Origin of the sequence: Pedobacter sp. B4-66, assembly GCF_018492665.1 — a bacterium.
In the GTDB taxonomy this organism is placed as follows: domain Bacteria; phylum Bacteroidota; class Bacteroidia; order Sphingobacteriales; family Sphingobacteriaceae; genus Pedobacter.
In genome coordinates this window covers 371,743-388,243 of record NZ_JAFVME010000005.1, presented here as the reverse complement: position 1 = coordinate 388,243, position 16,501 = coordinate 371,743, and the positions used below count along the sequence as shown (strand labels likewise).

Below are 16,501 nucleotides of genomic sequence, written 5' to 3'. Positions count from 1 at the left end.
GCTAACTACTAAACTACAATTATTATTAATTAACAGCCAAACATTTTAACTATAATGCTAAAAGTAATTACTCTTCCTCTCTGAAATAAACCTTATAGTAATTCATCGATTTATCATCATCGAAACCTTTTTCTATCAGTTCTTTATCGCCATGGATATAAATATGAAAGTTTTTATCCAGCTTAAGTACACTTTTAAAAACGCGGGCTTGTTTCTTTACCGCAGCACCAGAAATATCGAAGCTATCGGGAATAGGTGCATCAAACTCCTCTTCGTAACTTTTCTTATAATTTTTAAACGCTTCGATACCTTCTGAATTGCCAATAACCTCATTCGAGAACTCATCAATATCAAAGCTTTCTTTCTCTTTAAAGTACTTCATAGACTTGTTTAACAAATCTATTTTATCGGCTTTAGAGATATCAAAGTCTTGATCTAGCTTCTCGGTAACGAAATTTTTGTATACCCCCAGCACATTGTTTGTCTGATTGAAATTATCGTTTCTGGTTTTCAATTTCAAAAACTCATCCTTCCAGTATACAGCCTCTGCACTGCGATTGGTTTGATCTATTACGGCGACTCTATAGCCCTCTTCTTTGTCGGTATTAAAGATGAGGCAGCCTTTATCAAGCTTGTTGATATTAATTGCCTCCTGCTCATAGCTTAATCCAAACCCACTATTCTCAGGATACACCTTCAAATAAGTTTCTTTGGTTTCTGATTTAAAGATACCAATGGCATCATGAAGTTCTCCTTCAATCTGCACATTTTCAAAATAAGCAAGATAAAGTTCTCCTGATTTTATTTTCGGATGTCCTGATACATCATATAGATATTTGGCAAGCTCCTTACTATTTTCATGAAAGGTCTCTCCTTTTTCAAATATCTCTGATGCAAAATGATATACTTCATTTAAATTCAGATCTGAATTGGGATGAAAAAAACGGTAAATCTCGTTTACCTTTTCGTACGGGCTGAGAAAATATTGCTGCAACAGGTTACTCAACATATTGTCTTGTATTGCTACCGACTGTTCAGACAACACGTAAAATTCATCTTGCGATTTGTTTCCAATTCTATGAATGGAAAGCTCTGCAAGGGAAGCTTCAAAAAAAGAAATCATTAATGGTATTAGTTTTTAGTTTCCTCTTCGTGAGGTGTATTTCTCAACTCTATAGGTTTTTTCGCATTTTTCTTCATTTTCAAATTCAGCATCTCTACTAAAATTGAAAAAGCCATTGCAAAATAAATATATCCCTTAGGAATATGCTGGTCTAAGCCTTCGGCTAACAGCGAAACGCCAATTAGCAACAGGAAGGATAATGCAAGCATTTTTACTGTTGGGTGATTATTTACGAAATTACTTATCGCACTGGCCGAGACCATCATAATAATTACCGCAATAACAACCGCAGCAATCATTATTTCGACATGATCTGCCATACCTACGGCAGTAATTACTGAATCCAAAGAAAACACAATGTCTAAAAGTAATATTTGAACTATTACACCAGCAAAAGAGTGAACTTTTCCTTTTAGTTCCTTTTCTTCTTCACTTTCTAATTTATCATGTATTTCATGAGTACTCTTATAAATTAAAAATAGACCTCCTATAATGAGAATTAAATCACGCCCGGAAATTGATAATTTCTGCAACCATTCAGCATTAGAAACACCAATTAAATCTCCAAGATTAAACAGTTCTGATGTTAAAGTCATCACCCAGGTAAGTGACAATAATAAAAGAACACGGGTAATCATTGCAAGGGCCAAGCCTATCTGTCTGCCTTTTTTTTGCTGATCGGCTGGTAATTTACCTGACAAAATAGAGATAAAGATAATGTTGTCTATCCCTAAAACGATCTCTAAAACTGTCAGAGTCAGTAGTGATACCCAAGCTTCCGGACTGCTCAATAATTCCATATTATGTAAAATTTATTTTGGAGCTAAGATATAAAAAAAGCTTGCTGAATTTATCAACAAGCTTTAGTTGTGTTTGGTTTATTGTTTTATTTAAATGACACTGAACCGTAGTCGGAACTGATTTTCACTTTGGCTCCACCTCCGTTACCTATTTTACCTGTGTAATTTTTAGTGGTTGAATCTCTATCTCCTCCATCGATAATTCTGGCAGAAACCCTGTTACCATAGTTAAACGAAGCATAACTGGTATGAACATCGAAATCTGCGTTAAAGGAATTATTAAAATTAATACCTATTCCAAGGTACGCTCCATCAACAGTTAGCGATTTGCAACCATTGGTTACTTCATCAATACTTAACTTATTGTATTGCATATCAAACTTACCATCTCCTCTTAAGGTACCTATACTTGCGCTTACATATTGAGCATCCAGGTCTAAATTACCTACTGTAGAAATCGCTATATTATTGTATTGCTGGTTGATTTTAGCATTGCCTTTAATGGTATTGATGTTAACATTAGCGTACTGAACATCCAGATCCAGATTCTCAACGGAGCCTATAGTAAGTCCTGAGCCATATTGCTGTTTGACAACAGCATTCCCTTTAATATTAGTCACATTAACCGCGGTATACTGAGCATCAATATCAAGTGAATTAGCTGTCCCTATGGTTAACCCTGATCCATATTGCTGCTTAACCACTGCCTTATTTACTGCCTGAACATTAGTTTGCCCGTACTGCACAGAAATATAATTGTTTGTATTGCTTAAACTCTGCGCAGTAAAATTACCGTATTGAACTTTTACATAAAGTGGCCCATTTAAATCCCCCATATTCACATCACCATAATTTTGCGATACGGTTAATGAATTAGATGCAGGCATATAAACAACATAGTTTACTTTCACTTCTCTTCTCCATCTTCTACCGTTTCGACTTCCATTCCCCCAATTCCCATTCCTTTGCTCCATTTTGGTTTTAAAAATAACCTGATCTCCAGATTTACCGGCCTCTATGGTAATGTTGTCCAATAGTTTCTGAACGTCAGCATCATTACTACTGTACGCCTTAATGTCTACATCTACTTTCACTTCCTTTCTATCCCATATTTTAACCTGTATAGATCCGTATTGATTACCAAGTACAATTTTATCAGAATTATCTATAGCGAAGGTTTTGATAAACGTTTTTGATCGCATTGGATCATCGTCTCCCTCACTTCCATTCTGAGTAAAACTGATAGGCTCAATTGCTTCAATATTTGTTTTACTCGAAACATTAACTGCCACCTCCGTATTTATTGCGCTTTCAATATTTACAGATTGTGCATTGGCGATGCTTGCTAGAAGCAACAGAGATAGAATACCTCCTGTTAAATTTTTCATATTTTATTCTCCTTTTTATATTGACTAACCTCATTAATAATTGATAATTGCTGGTTTATTACCTGTAGCTGTAGCTCCAAATTTTTCACCATTGCCCTAACCACCAATTTCTGATTCGGACTATTTTGCAATTGTTTCTTTAAGTTTTCATAGTCAGCCCCCAACTTTTGTAAATCCGAGCTAAACTCACCGTACAACTTTGGATTTTCCTGCGCATAAACCATCAGGCTATCTTTTTTCTGTTCGATAAGACTGGCAAATTTCATTTCCTTTTGTGCATATATTGGATTTACATCCGCTATATCAACCCCTGTTTGTTTACTACGATAAGTATATATAAAAGTAATCGTCATCACCACGGTCAGGGATGCAGCTATAGCGAACCACAACGGCACCCTCAAAGGCTTTTTTACTTTTTCTTTGTCTAATGCTGTTTCAATTTTACTCCACAACTTATCTGAAGGTGTTCCAACATCAAAAGATTTTTTATGCTCTCTGATATACTCTTCTAACTTTTTGCTCATCTTATACTCCTCTCTTTTCTAATAAGCCATTCAACTTCATTTTGGCTCTCATGTATTGTGTACGTGATGTATTTTCTGATATTTTTAGAATATGAGATATTTCTTCGTGATCATATCCTTCAAATAAATACAGTGTTAACACCACTCTATAACCATCGGGAAGCCTGGCCACTGCCTCCCTGATTTCATTTACCTTTAATGCTAAATCTTCTTCATCCTCAGCAGCACTTTCCGGGATATCTATCTCATCAATATTTATAAATTCTGCTTTCCGCTTTCTTAACTGATTAATAGATTTATTAATGATGATCTGCTTTAGCCATAATCCGAACGTTGTTTCCCCCCTAAAGGTTTCTATTCTTGTAAAGGCATCTAAAAATCCCTCCTGCAAAACATCTTCTGCCTCAGCTTCATGATTAACTATCCTCAGAGCAACATTATACATAGCTTTTGCATACAATTTGTAAATTTCAAATTGCGCTTTCCGATTGCCTTTTCGGCAATCTTCAACTAGCTCCACGTGCTTATCTATGTATACTGTTTCCAATGTTTTTCTGATTCGTTTAATATGACAACTGCTTTTTTAAAACGTTGCATGCATGCTTAAAAAACTTTTCATTTTCTTTAGTTTATTAAAAACTTAAAGAGATAATAAATTAAATATAACAAGTAAAATCGCCAGGCTTTAAAATATGTGGTTCAAAATGAATATTTTTGCCGCTTAATTATTTTAAGAATGTTAAGAACAACTACTTGCGGCGCTTTAACCATTCAGAACTTAGGAGAAGATGTAATCCTTTGTGGTTGGGTACAGAAATCAAGAGATTTAGGAGGCATGACCTTTATAGATATCCGTGACAGATACGGGATTACCCAGTTGGTTTTCAATATGGATGATAATCGTGAATTATGTGAAGCTGCCCGGGGTCTAGGAAGAGAGTTTGTAATTAAAGCCAGTGGATTGGTAGTAGAACGTTCTAACAAGAACCTTAAAATGCCAACAGGTGAGGTTGAGATTAAAATTACTGCACTTGAAATATTGAATGCAGCAAAATTACCTCCTTTCTTAATAGACGACGAAACCGATGGCGGTGATGATTTACGCATGAAATATCGCTACCTGGATTTACGTAGAAATCCGGTTCGTAACAATATGATTTTACGCCACAAAATGGCTCAGGCTGTCCGCCGATATTTAGATGGGTTAGACTTTATTGAGGTTGAAACTCCTGTTCTTATTAAATCTACACCTGAAGGTGCAAGGGACTTTGTTGTTCCAAGTCGCATGAATGCAGGCGAGTTTTATGCATTACCTCAATCTCCTCAAACCTTTAAACAATTGTTAATGGTGTCTGGTTTCGACAGATACTTCCAAATTGTAAAGTGCTTTAGAGATGAGGATTTACGTGCTGACAGACAACCTGAATTTACTCAGATAGACTGTGAGATGTCTTTCATCGAGCAAGAAGATATATTAAACACCTTTGAAGGCTTAATCCGTACCTTATTTAAAGATATTAAGAACTTCGATTTACCTGAGGTACCAAGAATGCAATATGCCGATGCAATGCGTTTTTATGGTTCTGATAAGCCAGATACCCGTTTTGAAATGCAGTTTGTTGAAATCACTGACCTGGTTAAAGGAAAAGATTTCCCTGTATTTGATAACGCAGAACTGGTTGTTGGTATTAACGCAAAAGCTTGTGCAAATTATACCCGTAAACAGGTGGATGAGCTTACAGACTTTATTAAACGTCCGCAGATTGGTGCAACAGGTCTAATTTACCTAAGACACAATGAAGATGGTTCTTTAAAATCATCTGTAGATAAATTCTATAATGAAGATGAGCTAAAGAAATGGTCGGCAGCATTTAATACTGAGCCTGGCGACTTAGTATTGGTTATGGCAGGTCTTCAAGATAAAGTACGTAAACAATTAAGTGAACTACGTTTAGAAATGGGTAATCGTTTAGGATTACGCGATAAAAATAAATTCAGTGCGCTTTGGGTACTTGACTTCCCATTATTAGAATGGGATGAAGAATCTGAAAGATACCATGCGATGCACCATCCTTTCACCTCTCCTAAGCCTGAAGACATTGCACTTCTTGACTCTAAACCAGGCGAGGTAAGAGCTAATGCTTACGATATGGTAGTAAACGGAACTGAAATTGGTGGCGGTTCAATACGTATCCACGACAGAGCTTTACAGGCCCTAATGTTTAAACATTTAGGTTTTTCAGCTGAAGAAGCACAAAAGCAATTTGGTTTCTTAATGGATGCATTTGAATTCGGTGCACCTCCACATGGCGGTATCGCATTCGGTTTTGACAGGTTATGTTCTATTTTTGCCGGACTTGACTCAATTCGTGACGTAATTGCATTCCCTAAGAATAACTCTGGCAGAGACGTTATGATTGATAGCCCATCTACAATTGATGATAAACAATTGAATGAATTGAAAATAAAGACAACTGTTTAATACAAGAACCAGATTTAATATAAAATGCCTGCATCATGATTAATGGTGCAGGCATTTTTTTTGAAATTTCGGATGACGATGGTACTAACAGAACGCACTAGTATGTTTCACTATCAGGTGGAATGCCATAGTCAACATCCGCACCTTCTTTTGTTTTCTTTTTCTTAGAGCCTGTAAACCAAGATTTAACAGAATTAAAAATAGCCGACAAATGTTCTGCATCTAAGGTTTTACCTACCTTATTTGATGCCAATCCAATTAGCGTTTTTGTAAGAAACCCAGACCCTCTAAACAATGTAGTATTCATAATAAAAGGCAATACAAAAGACATCACACTACTACTCAGATTCAGTTTATCATCTATCTTAAGAAAAGCGGATGGAGTTGCATATTTCTTAACGAAGCCTCCTAAAGTAAACTGTCTGAAGTATACTTTCGTATCACTAAGCAATGCACCTTCCTGCATGGTATATTCAGCCTTTAGGCTAGCTACCTCAGCATGTAAGTCTTCAAGGTTGCGAATATTATATTTTCTTATCTTCTTCATCCTTATCCGCCAATTTGTTAAAGTAATTTCTGATAGTAAAGTTAATTATTGCCTTCTCGATGTATTTTTCTTTCGTGTAATAAACGATCAGTGCCAAAAAGACATAGATTAACGCCACGCAACCAAAACCTCTTGTATAGCTTCCAAGGAGGTCTGACAAGAACAAGGCTAATGTAAAAGTGCCGAACAAAAAAGCGAGCATAAAGCATATAGCCACTACAGCATTGGTTACTAAATCGGCAAAGATCTTTGATATTTTCTCTACAAGATATAGTCGCGTATACTCAACCCTGGTATCTAAATAACTTTTTGCATCTTCATATAAGTCCTCAATACCCTTCTCTTTATTTTCGTGATTTTCCTCCATGCTGTTCGTTTAAAACTTGATTATTAGGCGTGTTCTACATCGTCAACAAATTCCTCTTCAGATTGACGCAGTTTAGTTTTAACAGAATCTACAACCTTATCTTTTAAGCTGGTTAGGTTATTTATTTCATCTGCCGCTTTATCTCTAATAGAATCTGCAAGATCTTTTAATGATTGACTTAACTTATCTCTCGTATCACTTCCTTTTTCAGGCGCTAATAACAATCCCAATGCTGCACCCGCAGCCAACCCGGCTAAAAGCCCTACTAATACTTTTGAATTATCACTCATGACATTTTAATTTTATGTTTAACATTTATGTTTTATTTCCAGGATCTGTATTATTATAACTCGTCTTGCTCTAAAATTGTTTTAATTCTCTCCAATCTTTCAGATGTCACTGCACTAGTTTCATATATTTTATCAATAATACAAAATAAGATATCAATAATGGCCCAAAAACCAACCCCAATATTCCAAACAAAGTTATACCAATAACTACGCCAATCACAGTAACAATTAGGTGAATAAATTCGACCCCGTTCTTTAGTTTTTAAAACCAGAGTGTTCCCTCATGGTAAATTGGAATTCGGATTAGGAATAAACTTCCCTGAGCTAGTCTTTTAAGTTTGATTGAGCCATTATGTGTTGTTAATACGCGTTGAGCATGTGTAAGTCCTAAGCCACTAGCCCTCTTCTTCGTTGTAAAGAATGGTTCAAAGATCTTTTCTTGATTTTTAGGGTCCACACCAACCCCATTATCTTCAATTCCAATCTCATACATACCCCTATCAGCCGTACTTGTAATATGAATCATCTTCGGGTAACTCTGCATAGACTCCACCGCATTGTTAATCACACTAATCAGCGCATTTTTGATTTTAGGCTTATCAAGCAACACTTTTTGTTCCGACTGATGAAACTGGGTGGTCAACTTTATATTGTGCCCAACTATCAAATCCTCAACATCAGAAATAGCCTCTTCGATTACCGTTAAAATATTGTGCCTCTGAAGATTAAGCGTATTTGTTTCCGTACTGGAGATAAAGTTTTGCATCAACTGATTTACCCTATCGCAATTACTCTTTATAATCTCCAGGCAAGACTGAACAGTTTCATTAAAAACAATTGAAGGTTCTGCTGCCAGCTCATCTAATGCCAAGTTTATTGTACTTAAAGGGTCTCTGATCTCCTCGCCCAGCCCCTTGGCAATATGTTCAGAAATAGACATTTTACCTAAACTAACCGACCGCTCTTCTATATTTTTTCTATGACTAAGGTCGTGGATTATGGTATGGTAAACTTCTTTTACATTAACCATATCCGTTTGAATAAATGAGGATAAACTACAATAATACACCTCAGCTTTACTCGAAATTAATTCACACTCAAAGTCACTCAGAGACCCACTGCTCTCCATTAACTCTTTAAATTTCTCTCCATCTTCAGCATTGCTAAAAATGGAACTTGTATTTAGTTGGAGTATTTCTGACCGCTCGTAGCCAAGAAACTTTAATCCTGCACTGTTAATATCATAAATTTTCCCTGAATAATCAGACACTAGAATAGGATCTTTTGCCTGCTCAAAAATAGCCCTATACTTACTTTCGCTATCTTTCAGCGCCTTTGTTACACTCGCCTCCTTAATAGAATAGCGAATGCTACGATCCAATGAAGAGGGCTCTATTTCGTCCTTTATCAGGTAATCTGCCGCTCCTATGTTCATGGCTTGCTCGTCAATTGCTAAATCACCCTTACCTGTAAGTATGATTATTGGTTGCTCACATCCCGAGTTAATTGCTTCATTAAGCAAATCAATGCCAGTACCCTTTCCCAATCTATAATCTACCAGGTAAACATCAAATTGTTTCTTTAAAATAGAGCCAATCCCTTTCTCATAACTATTAACCCACGATAACTCATAAGACGACGAAATCTGATCAAACACCCCCTTAGTAAGGATGTAATCATCTTCATCATCATCAATTAATAAAACTTTTACCTGTCTCATTATTAAACTCTTTTCATTTGTTTTGTTTCTTTGGCAGAATAACCACAAAAACAGCCCCATTTCCGGGTCTGCTTTCTGCAGAAATAAATCCTGAATGGTTATCGGCTATCCTCTTACATATTGCCAACCCAATACCTGTACCCTCATAATCAGCACGCGAGTGCAAACGATGAAAAATATCAAATATTTTCAAAGTGTCCTCAGCTTCAAAGCCAATTCCATTGTCCTTAACTTCAACCACACAGTAGATATGATTTCTATTAGCCTCTGGTATATTCAAATCATGACCGTATTTCATACTACATGATATTTCTATACCAGGTGAATCATTTTGATTAGTGAATTTCAAAGAATTTCCAATTAGATTTTGAAAAAGCTGCATTAATTGACTTTCAACACCTTCTACTTCATCATCTTCAAGATTAATTTTTACCCTTGCTTTCTTGGTCTCTATTATAAAATCAAGATCACTTAATGTTTTACTTACAATGTCAGTCAATCTAAGTTTAGTGAAACTTTTATTCCCTCTTGTAAGCTTGGAAAACGTTAGGAGGTCATCGATTAAAGCACGCATTCTCTCGGATGCACCTCTCATTCTACTAATATAATCCTGGGCTTCTTCGTTCATCTGCCCTGCATATTTATCCTTTAAGCGATCACCAAAAGCCTGTATTTTTCTTAAAGGCTCTTGTAAATCATGTGATGCTACATAAGCAAACTGCTCCAAATCCTGATTGGAACGATTCAGCTCAACTACCTTTTCTTCAAGCTGCACCTGCGCCTCTCTTAACTGTGTTACATCCTGTGTGTTACCAATATAAGCATAGTTATTATTAAGGCCAATTCTTTTATATTCGGCAGTTGTAAGTACATGCCTGATCTCTCCGGAAGGAAGTACAATCCTGTAATTTATCTTAAAGAGTGTTTTATCCTGCTTGGCTTTATAAAAATTACCCATAAAGAACTGAATATCATCTTCATGAACAAGTGTTTTATAAAACGCGAAATTAACAAAGACCGAATGGGGTAGAAACCCATGTATGTTATACATCTCATCGGACCAGAGAATAAACTCTTTCCCATCAACCCATTCCCAGCTTCCACTGTGCGACACCATTTCCGCTTCTCTTAACAGAGATTCGTTTATTTTAAGCTTTAACACCGCTTCTTTAAGCTCTGTAACATCTTGTATAGTACCAACAAGCTTAGCCTCCCCTTCGATGTAAAACCCTTGCCCCAGCACATACTTTCTTGCACCTGATGGGTGTATAATTTGGTATTCTACAGCAAAAGAGGTTTTATTTTCAACAGCAGATTTTAACTCTTTAGCTACCTTTTCTCTATACTCCGGAGCAATAACCTGCTCATTGATCGAGGTGTCCGGCAAAAAGTCATCATTCTTAAAGCCATACACCCTGTATAACTCTTCGGACCATTTAACTTGTCCGCTTTCTACAAAAACCTCCCAGCTACCAAGGTGAGTAATACGTTCCGCCAGGTTAAGCACTTCAACACGTTCATTTAGATACTTGTTCTGCTTTTGTAGCACTGCAGCCTCAGCCTTTAGTCCATTAACTACCGACATACTCCTAAAAAGGAAATATGCCAGCACCAATAGTCCGATAAAGATGATAGTAGCTACCAATAACACTCTATGTATCCAAATTAATCGCTCTCATTTTATTGTACAATGTTTTCCTATCGATATTGAGAATTTTTGCCGCCTTGGTTTTATTAAAGTTTACTTCTCTTAAAACTTTCAAAATGGCATCATATTCTGCTTCCAGGGCTGCATTTTTTAAATCCCTTGGTTTTTCGATACGTGAAATTGAGCTTTCAATAGCTGAAGCCTTAGCATAAGTAGAAATTTCAAGCGGAAGTGCTTTAAGTTGTATTTCCTGACTTTCAGTAAGCAAAGTAGCTCTTCTCACTACATTTTTAAGTTCCCTTACATTTCCTGGCCAGTTATAGGTTAAGAAACAATCTACAACTTCTTCAGAAAAGCCCTGAACATTCCTTGAAAGCTCTTGATTTGCTACATCTAAAAATGTATATGCGAAAACCATGATATCATCACCACGCTGACTTAAAGGTGGTAAGCCAATAGAAAACTCATTAAACCTATGATAAAGATCTTCTCTAAACTTTCCTTTCTGAATAGCATTCGAAAGATTTTCATTGGTTGCAACAATAATCCTTACATCTAAATCAATCTCTTTAGTACTACCGATTCTTTTGATTTTACGCTCTTGTACAGTTCTAAGTAAAGCCGCTTGAATATCATAAGAAAGGTTTCCAACCTCATCTAAAAATAACGTACCGCCATTAGCCATTTCAAAATGACCAATTTTTGTATAAAGCGCACCTGTAAACGATCCTTTCTCGTGACCAAAGAACTCACTACCGGCCAATTCCTTTGTTAAGGACCCACAATCCATAGCAACAAAAGGGCGGTCTTTCCTTGGGCTATTTAAATGGATTGCTTTGGCAACAGATTCTTTCCCTGTACCACTTTCTCCAGTTAAAATCACACTATATGATGTTGGCGCAACCAACTGAATTTGCTTTAAGAGTTCCTTTGAAGCAGGACTTTGTCCGGCTACGAAGTTATCTACTTGTTTATATGCTTGTTTGGCTGCTTTTTGTTTAGGCGTTTCAGATGAAGTTTCAGATTGATTTGTATTTAATGCAATCTGCGTTTCTATCGCTTTATTTATCGTGTTTAAAATTTCATCCGGATATAAAGGCTTGGTGATATAGTCATATGCTCCCAGCTTAATCAACTCTACAGCCAGCTTAATATCTGAATAGCCGGTTATAATGATTACACCTGTACTAGGATAACTTTCCTTTATTTTAATTAACATCTCTCTTCCGTCTGTATCCTCTAGCCTATAATCACATAAAACAAGATCATAAGCCTCTTTAGCCAGATAATCCATTGCTGCAACTCCACTTGTTGCTGTTGACACACTAAATGAATTCCTGGTTAAAAATTTGGACAATAGCACTCCGATGTTTACCTCATCGTCAACAATTAATATTTTTCTCATATTACCTAAAAATTAGAGCGCATTATTATGAAATAAATATAACTAGTTTTTTTTACCTGGGAAATATTTTCTACAGTTTTATAGAAAAAGTATACAATTTTTTTCACACATCACAGCAAAGCCCCATAAATCCTCAAAAAAGATTCGATGGGGCTTTTCTATTTGAGGACTTTATTTCCCGATAAACACCGGTTTTCTCTTTTCAAGAAAAGCCGTAGTCCCTTCCTTAAAATCCAAAGTATCAAAGCATTTACCAAATTCTTTGATCTCAGTTTCGAAGCCATCAACATCATATTGTAATGATGCATTTATAGACTTAATAGCACTAGCGACGGCCAATGGCGCCCTTAGCTTTATTTTATTCAAAATTTCTTCCGATTTAGTAATGAGCTCTGTTTGGGGAACAGTATAATTTACCAATCCTATTTTTTCTGCCTGAGCAGCGGTAATCATATCAGCAGTTGTAATCATCTCAATCGCCTTGCCTTTACCAACTAACTGAGTTAATCTTTGCGTACCTCCGTATCCAGGAATTAATCCCAGACTAACCTCTGGCAAGCCCAGTTTTGCATTATCTGAGGCAATACGAATATGGCAAGCCATTGCCAACTCAAGTCCGCCACCCAAAGCAAATCCGTTTATAGCGGCAATCACAGGCTTAGGGCAGCTTTCAATAGCATCAAACACGTTTTTATGCCCAGCTCGCGCAAGCTCCTCACCCTCTTCAATACTATAATTAGAAAACTCCGAAATATCAGCTCCGGCAACAAAAGCTTTCTCTCCTGCTCCCGTAAGCAAAACTCCTCGCACCTCGTCATTATTCGCCGCAAGCTCAATTGCTTCCGCCAATTCAGTCAAGGTATCTTTATTTAAAGCATTTAACTTGTGCTCACGGTTTATGGTAACATAAAGGACATTGTCCCTTATTTCCGATAAGATATTTTGATTAGCCATAATCTAGAAATTTCTGTTTTCAGCAACCCAATTTTTAATATAATCTACTATTGTCACCATTGTAGTCCCAGGAGCAAATAACTCCCCAACACCAATCTCCTTAAGCTTTTTCATGTCGCTTTCCGGGATAATCCCTCCGCCTGTAAGCAAAACATCGGTCAATTGCTTTTGCTTCATAATCTCTACAATTTTAGGAAAAACAGTCATATGAGCACCCGATAAGATGGAAATTCCAATCGCATCAACATCTTCCTGCAAGGCGGTATTTACAACCATCTCAGGAGTTTGTCTCAATCCTGTATAAATTACTTCCATACCGGCATCCCGTAAGGATGTTGCAATAACTTTTGCGCCTCTGTCATGACCATCCAACCCAACCTTTGCCACTAAAACCCTTATCGGCCTGTTTAACGTTTTGCTCATAATTTATACTAATAGTAGGTGGTAAATGTAAGTAAATTAGCGCTTTTATGTTAACTTTGGCACTAAATTTACAGTTTTTATGAGTGAAGAAAGATCATTGAACTTCATTGAAGAAATCATTGAGAACGATTTAAATAGCGGAAAATACGAAACACTAATCACCCGTTTCCCACCAGAACCGAATGGATATTTGCATATAGGCCACGCAAAAGCTATATGTCTAAACTTTGGATTAACAAAAAAATACGGCGGCTACACAAACCTTAGGTTTGACGACACCAATCCGGTTACTGAAAAAACTGAATATGTAGACAGTCAACAGGCAGATATTAAGTGGCTTGGCTTTGAATGGAAAAACGAATTATATACTTCTGATTATTTCGATTCACTATATGAATTTGCCGTAACTCTTATTAAAAAAGGTTTGGCATATGTAGATGATAGTACTGCTGAGGAAATTGCCGAATTAAAAGGAACACCTACTGAAGCAGGTAAAGACAGTCCATACAGAAACCGCAGCATTGAGGACAATCTTGATCTTTTCAGCAGAATGAAAAGTGGAGAGTTTCCTGACGGAACTTGTACCCTGCGTGCGAAAATAGACATGACCAGCCCTAATATGATTATGAGGGACCCTGTTATCTATCGTATTAAACATGCAGAACATCACAGAACCGGCAACAAATGGTGCATCTACCCGATGTACGATTTTGCACACGGACAAAGCGATAGCATTGAAAGCATTACACATTCGATCTGTACCCTTGAGTATGTGGCCCATCGCGAATTGTACGATTGGCTAATTGAGAAACTCGAAATATTCCCTTCTAAACAATACGAATTTGCCCGTTTAAACCTTTCTTATACGGTTATGAGTAAGCGTAAGCTACTTCAATTGGTAAACGAAGGTGTGGTAAGCGGATGGGATGACCCTCGTATGCCTACAATAAGCGGATTAAGACGCCGTGGTTATACTCCGGAAAGTATCAGAGAGTTTTGTGAAAGAATCGGAATTGCTAAAAGAGAGAACCTTATTGAACTTAGTCTTTTAGAGTTCTGTGTTCGTGAACACTTAAATAAAACTGCAAACAGGGTTATGGCGGTATTAGATCCTATCAAAATGATCATTACCAATTATCCTGAAGGACAAAACGATATCCTCATTGGTGAAAACAACCCTGAAGCAGAAGATAAAGGAGGAACAAGAGAAATCCCTTTCAGCAATGAACTATGGATTGAGCGCGAAGACTTCATGGAAGAGCCTGCAAAAAAATGGTTCAGACTAGCTCCGGGAGCAATGGTAAGACTTAAACACGCTTACATTGTGAAATGTGAAGACTTTAAGAAAGATGCTGATGGTAATGTAACTGAAATATACTGCACTTATATTCCTGAATCTAAGAGTGGAGAAGATACAAGCGGCATCAACGTTAAAGGCACTATTCATTGGGTTAGCAGCAAACACGCTAAAAGCGCCGAGATAAGAATGTACGATCGTCTATTTACTTCTGAATCTCCAGATGCTGAAGAGGGCGATTTCAAAGATTATCTGAACCCAGACAGCATTGAAATCATAAAACAAGCATATATAGAGCCTTACTTAGCAAATGCAGATAAGAATGCTCGTTATCAGTTTATCAGAAAAGGATACTACTGCTTAGATAAAGATTCTACTCCGGAAATCCTGGTATTTAACCGTACCGTTTCCCTTAAGGATGCCTGGGCGAAAGCCAATAAATAGGCAGGATTATTATCCTAATGACTAAAAAATGGTCGGATCATTCGAATGATCCGGCCATTTTTTACATATACTTTTTATGCAAATTAAACAGAATCAGCTTAACTGCCGGTGTCAATTCCGGTGTTACATCTGTTTGTACAAAGTGGATCTTAAACGCCACAATTGCAGCTGGAACATTACTAACGTCATATCCAATAATCTTCAACGCCAACGTTGTATCAAAGTTATCTGGAGGCATTACAAGCACGCTATCATACCACAATCCATACCCTTTTTCTGCGAATCTTTTCCATGGAAAATTAGCCGGATCAACCTTTCTTCTTGGCGCCACATCTGAATGACCGATAAAGTTTGCCGTTGGAATTTTATACCTTGTTTTTAATGTAGAAAGCAAAGTCATCAAGCTTTGTAGCTGAACCTCAGAATAAGGCTCAGTACCGGAATTATCAATCTCAATTCCAATAGAAGAAGAGTTTAAATCCGTATCGTTACCCCACTTGCCAACACCTGCATGGTTAGCTCTTAAATAATCATTTACCATTTGAATTACCTTACCGTCTCTTCCAACCACATAATGTGCACTCACCTCTGTTTTGGCAATTGTAAAGGTTTTTATAGTTTGGTCAGAAGATTTCTGAGCAGTATGATGAAGAATTACAAAATTAGGTCTGCGTATTCCAAAATTAACGGATCCAACCCACGACTGAAGCGCCGGATCAGGAAGTGCGGCTCCCTGATTTGTGGGAGGCATTGATTTTATAATCTCTGCAAACTCCCCCGCCTTTTTCTTATACACCTTATTAGTAGCAGCATATTTCCCTGTAGAACAGGACGCAAGCATAAGAATAGCAAAAATATAGAGGTAGCTTTTTTTAAATTTGATCTGATGTATCATAATGAAAAGATAGAGGGTGTGAAATTACTATTTTTTACTACTTTAGTCGCAATTAAATCTGTGCTACCAAACCTGCTTTGCCTAATGCAGGCCATGTAGTCATAAAAACACTAACTAAAACATGAAACTATTATAAGCCTTATTTGCTTATATAACTAACGTATAATTGCTTATGATAGCTTCACAGGTGCAAA

16 protein-coding genes are annotated in these 16,501 nt (G+C 36.9%); 2 read left to right on the top strand and 14 right to left on the bottom strand.

Going from position 1 to position 16,501, the window contains the following annotated elements; genetic code table 11:
- Window positions 1-67: 67 nt before the first annotated feature.
- From J1905_RS11135 to J1905_RS11115, 5 genes are all read right to left on the bottom strand, one after another.
- Complete coding sequence (locus tag J1905_RS11135; RefSeq protein ID WP_108204592.1) at window positions 68-1,123, bottom strand: nucleoid-associated protein; 1,056 nt, start codon at window positions 1,121-1,123, stop codon at window positions 68-70.
- 8 nt (window positions 1,124-1,131) lie between these two features.
- On the bottom strand, window positions 1,132-1,923 hold the full coding sequence (locus J1905_RS11130) for a TerC family protein (RefSeq protein ID WP_214227323.1): 792 nt from the start codon (window positions 1,921-1,923) through the stop codon (window positions 1,132-1,134).
- 86 nt (window positions 1,924-2,009) lie between these two features.
- Window positions 2,010-3,311 (bottom strand): hypothetical protein, encoded by a 1,302-nt coding sequence (locus J1905_RS11125; protein ID WP_214227322.1) that lies wholly within the window; start codon window positions 3,309-3,311, stop codon window positions 2,010-2,012.
- Window positions 3,308-3,835 (bottom strand): hypothetical protein, encoded by a 528-nt coding sequence (locus J1905_RS11120; protein ID WP_214227321.1) that lies wholly within the window; start codon window positions 3,833-3,835, stop codon window positions 3,308-3,310. Before J1905_RS11120 ends, J1905_RS11125 begins: the two co-directional genes overlap by 4 nt.
- A gap of 1 nt (window position 3,836) precedes the next feature.
- Complete coding sequence (locus tag J1905_RS11115) at window positions 3,837-4,382, bottom strand: RNA polymerase sigma factor (RefSeq protein ID WP_214227320.1); 546 nt, start codon at window positions 4,380-4,382, stop codon at window positions 3,837-3,839.
- Window positions 4,383-4,571: 189 nt separating this feature from the next.
- Between J1905_RS11115 and aspS the strand changes: the two genes are divergently transcribed.
- Window positions 4,572-6,317 (top strand): aspartate--tRNA ligase, encoded by a 1,746-nt coding sequence (gene aspS, locus J1905_RS11110; RefSeq protein ID WP_214227319.1) that lies wholly within the window; start codon window positions 4,572-4,574, stop codon window positions 6,315-6,317.
- A 97-nt stretch (window positions 6,318-6,414) separates the two neighbouring features.
- Here the strand turns inward: aspS and J1905_RS11105 are convergent, their stop codons facing one another.
- From J1905_RS11105 to J1905_RS11070, 8 genes are all read right to left on the bottom strand, one after another.
- Entirely contained in the window at window positions 6,415-6,864 is a 450-nt protein-coding gene (locus J1905_RS11105; protein WP_214227318.1) for a hypothetical protein, read from the bottom strand.
- Window positions 6,842-7,231, bottom strand: a complete 390-nt coding sequence (locus J1905_RS11100) for a phage holin family protein (RefSeq protein ID WP_214227317.1) — start codon at window positions 7,229-7,231, stop codon at window positions 6,842-6,844. Before J1905_RS11100 ends, J1905_RS11105 begins: the two co-directional genes overlap by 23 nt.
- Window positions 7,232-7,254: 23 nt before the next feature.
- On the bottom strand, window positions 7,255-7,521 hold the full coding sequence (locus J1905_RS11095) for a YtxH domain-containing protein (protein WP_214227316.1): 267 nt from the start codon (window positions 7,519-7,521) through the stop codon (window positions 7,255-7,257).
- Between the two features lie 262 nt (window positions 7,522-7,783).
- Entirely contained in the window at window positions 7,784-9,241 is a 1,458-nt protein-coding gene (locus J1905_RS11090) for an ATP-binding response regulator (RefSeq protein ID WP_214227315.1), read from the bottom strand.
- 13 nt (window positions 9,242-9,254) lie between these two features.
- Window positions 9,255-10,886, bottom strand: a complete 1,632-nt coding sequence (locus tag J1905_RS11085; RefSeq protein ID WP_214227314.1) for a sensor histidine kinase — start codon at window positions 10,884-10,886, stop codon at window positions 9,255-9,257.
- Window positions 10,887-10,893: 7 nt separating this feature from the next.
- The gene (locus tag J1905_RS11080; RefSeq protein WP_173094360.1) at window positions 10,894-12,294 is read right to left on the bottom strand and encodes a sigma-54-dependent transcriptional regulator; all 1,401 of its coding nucleotides are present in this window, start codon (window positions 12,292-12,294) and stop codon (window positions 10,894-10,896) included.
- A 171-nt stretch (window positions 12,295-12,465) separates the two neighbouring features.
- Entirely contained in the window at window positions 12,466-13,248 is a 783-nt protein-coding gene (locus tag J1905_RS11075) for an enoyl-CoA hydratase/isomerase family protein (RefSeq protein ID WP_214227313.1), read from the bottom strand.
- Between the two features lie 3 nt (window positions 13,249-13,251).
- Window positions 13,252-13,671 carry a cobalamin B12-binding domain-containing protein gene (locus tag J1905_RS11070; RefSeq protein ID WP_173094363.1) on the bottom strand — a complete coding sequence of 140 codons (420 nt, stop codon included), beginning with the start codon at window positions 13,669-13,671 and terminating at the stop codon, window positions 13,252-13,254.
- Between the two features lie 79 nt (window positions 13,672-13,750).
- On the opposite strand from J1905_RS11070, the gene J1905_RS11065 reads away from it, so the two are divergent.
- Window positions 13,751-15,412 carry a glutamine--tRNA ligase/YqeY domain fusion protein gene (locus J1905_RS11065; RefSeq protein WP_214227312.1) on the top strand — a complete coding sequence of 554 codons (1,662 nt, stop codon included), beginning with the start codon at window positions 13,751-13,753 and terminating at the stop codon, window positions 15,410-15,412.
- 61 nt (window positions 15,413-15,473) lie between these two features.
- Here J1905_RS11065 and J1905_RS11060 read toward each other — a convergent pair whose 3' ends face one another.
- Window positions 15,474-16,307 carry an N-acetylmuramoyl-L-alanine amidase gene (locus J1905_RS11060; RefSeq protein ID WP_214227311.1) on the bottom strand — a complete coding sequence of 278 codons (834 nt, stop codon included), beginning with the start codon at window positions 16,305-16,307 and terminating at the stop codon, window positions 15,474-15,476.
- Window positions 16,308-16,501 lie beyond the last annotated feature (194 nt).

What these genes read in the sequence shown, in the direction of transcription:
- J1905_RS11135 (WP_108204592.1), bottom strand. Translation starts at nt 1,123, where the DNA reads ATGATTTCTTTTTTTGAAGCTTCCCTTGCAGAGCTTTCCATTCATAGA.
- J1905_RS11130 (WP_214227323.1), bottom strand. Translation starts at nt 1,923, where the DNA reads ATGGAATTATTGAGCAGTCCGGAAGCTTGGGTATCACTACTGACTCTG.
- J1905_RS11125 (WP_214227322.1), bottom strand. Translation starts at nt 3,311, where the DNA reads ATGAAAAATTTAACAGGAGGTATTCTATCTCTGTTGCTTCTAGCAAGC.
- J1905_RS11120 (WP_214227321.1), bottom strand. Translation starts at nt 3,835, where the DNA reads ATGAGCAAAAAGTTAGAAGAGTATATCAGAGAGCATAAAAAATCTTTT.
- aspS (WP_214227319.1), top strand. Translation starts at nt 4,572, where the DNA reads ATGTTAAGAACAACTACTTGCGGCGCTTTAACCATTCAGAACTTAGGA.
- J1905_RS11105 (WP_214227318.1), bottom strand. Translation starts at nt 6,864, where the DNA reads ATGAAGAAGATAAGAAAATATAATATTCGCAACCTTGAAGACTTACAT.
- J1905_RS11100 (WP_214227317.1), bottom strand. Translation starts at nt 7,231, where the DNA reads ATGGAGGAAAATCACGAAAATAAAGAGAAGGGTATTGAGGACTTATAT.
- J1905_RS11095 (WP_214227316.1), bottom strand. Translation starts at nt 7,521, where the DNA reads ATGAGTGATAATTCAAAAGTATTAGTAGGGCTTTTAGCCGGGTTGGCT.
- J1905_RS11090 (WP_214227315.1), bottom strand. Translation starts at nt 9,241, where the DNA reads ATGAGACAGGTAAAAGTTTTATTAATTGATGATGATGAAGATGATTAC.
- J1905_RS11080 (WP_173094360.1), bottom strand. Translation starts at nt 12,294, where the DNA reads ATGAGAAAAATATTAATTGTTGACGATGAGGTAAACATCGGAGTGCTA.
- J1905_RS11075 (WP_214227313.1), bottom strand. Translation starts at nt 13,248, where the DNA reads ATGGCTAATCAAAATATCTTATCGGAAATAAGGGACAATGTCCTTTAT.
- J1905_RS11070 (WP_173094363.1), bottom strand. Translation starts at nt 13,671, where the DNA reads ATGAGCAAAACGTTAAACAGGCCGATAAGGGTTTTAGTGGCAAAGGTT.
- J1905_RS11065 (WP_214227312.1), top strand. Translation starts at nt 13,751, where the DNA reads ATGAGTGAAGAAAGATCATTGAACTTCATTGAAGAAATCATTGAGAAC.
- J1905_RS11060 (WP_214227311.1), bottom strand. Translation starts at nt 16,307, where the DNA reads ATGATACATCAGATCAAATTTAAAAAAAGCTACCTCTATATTTTTGCT.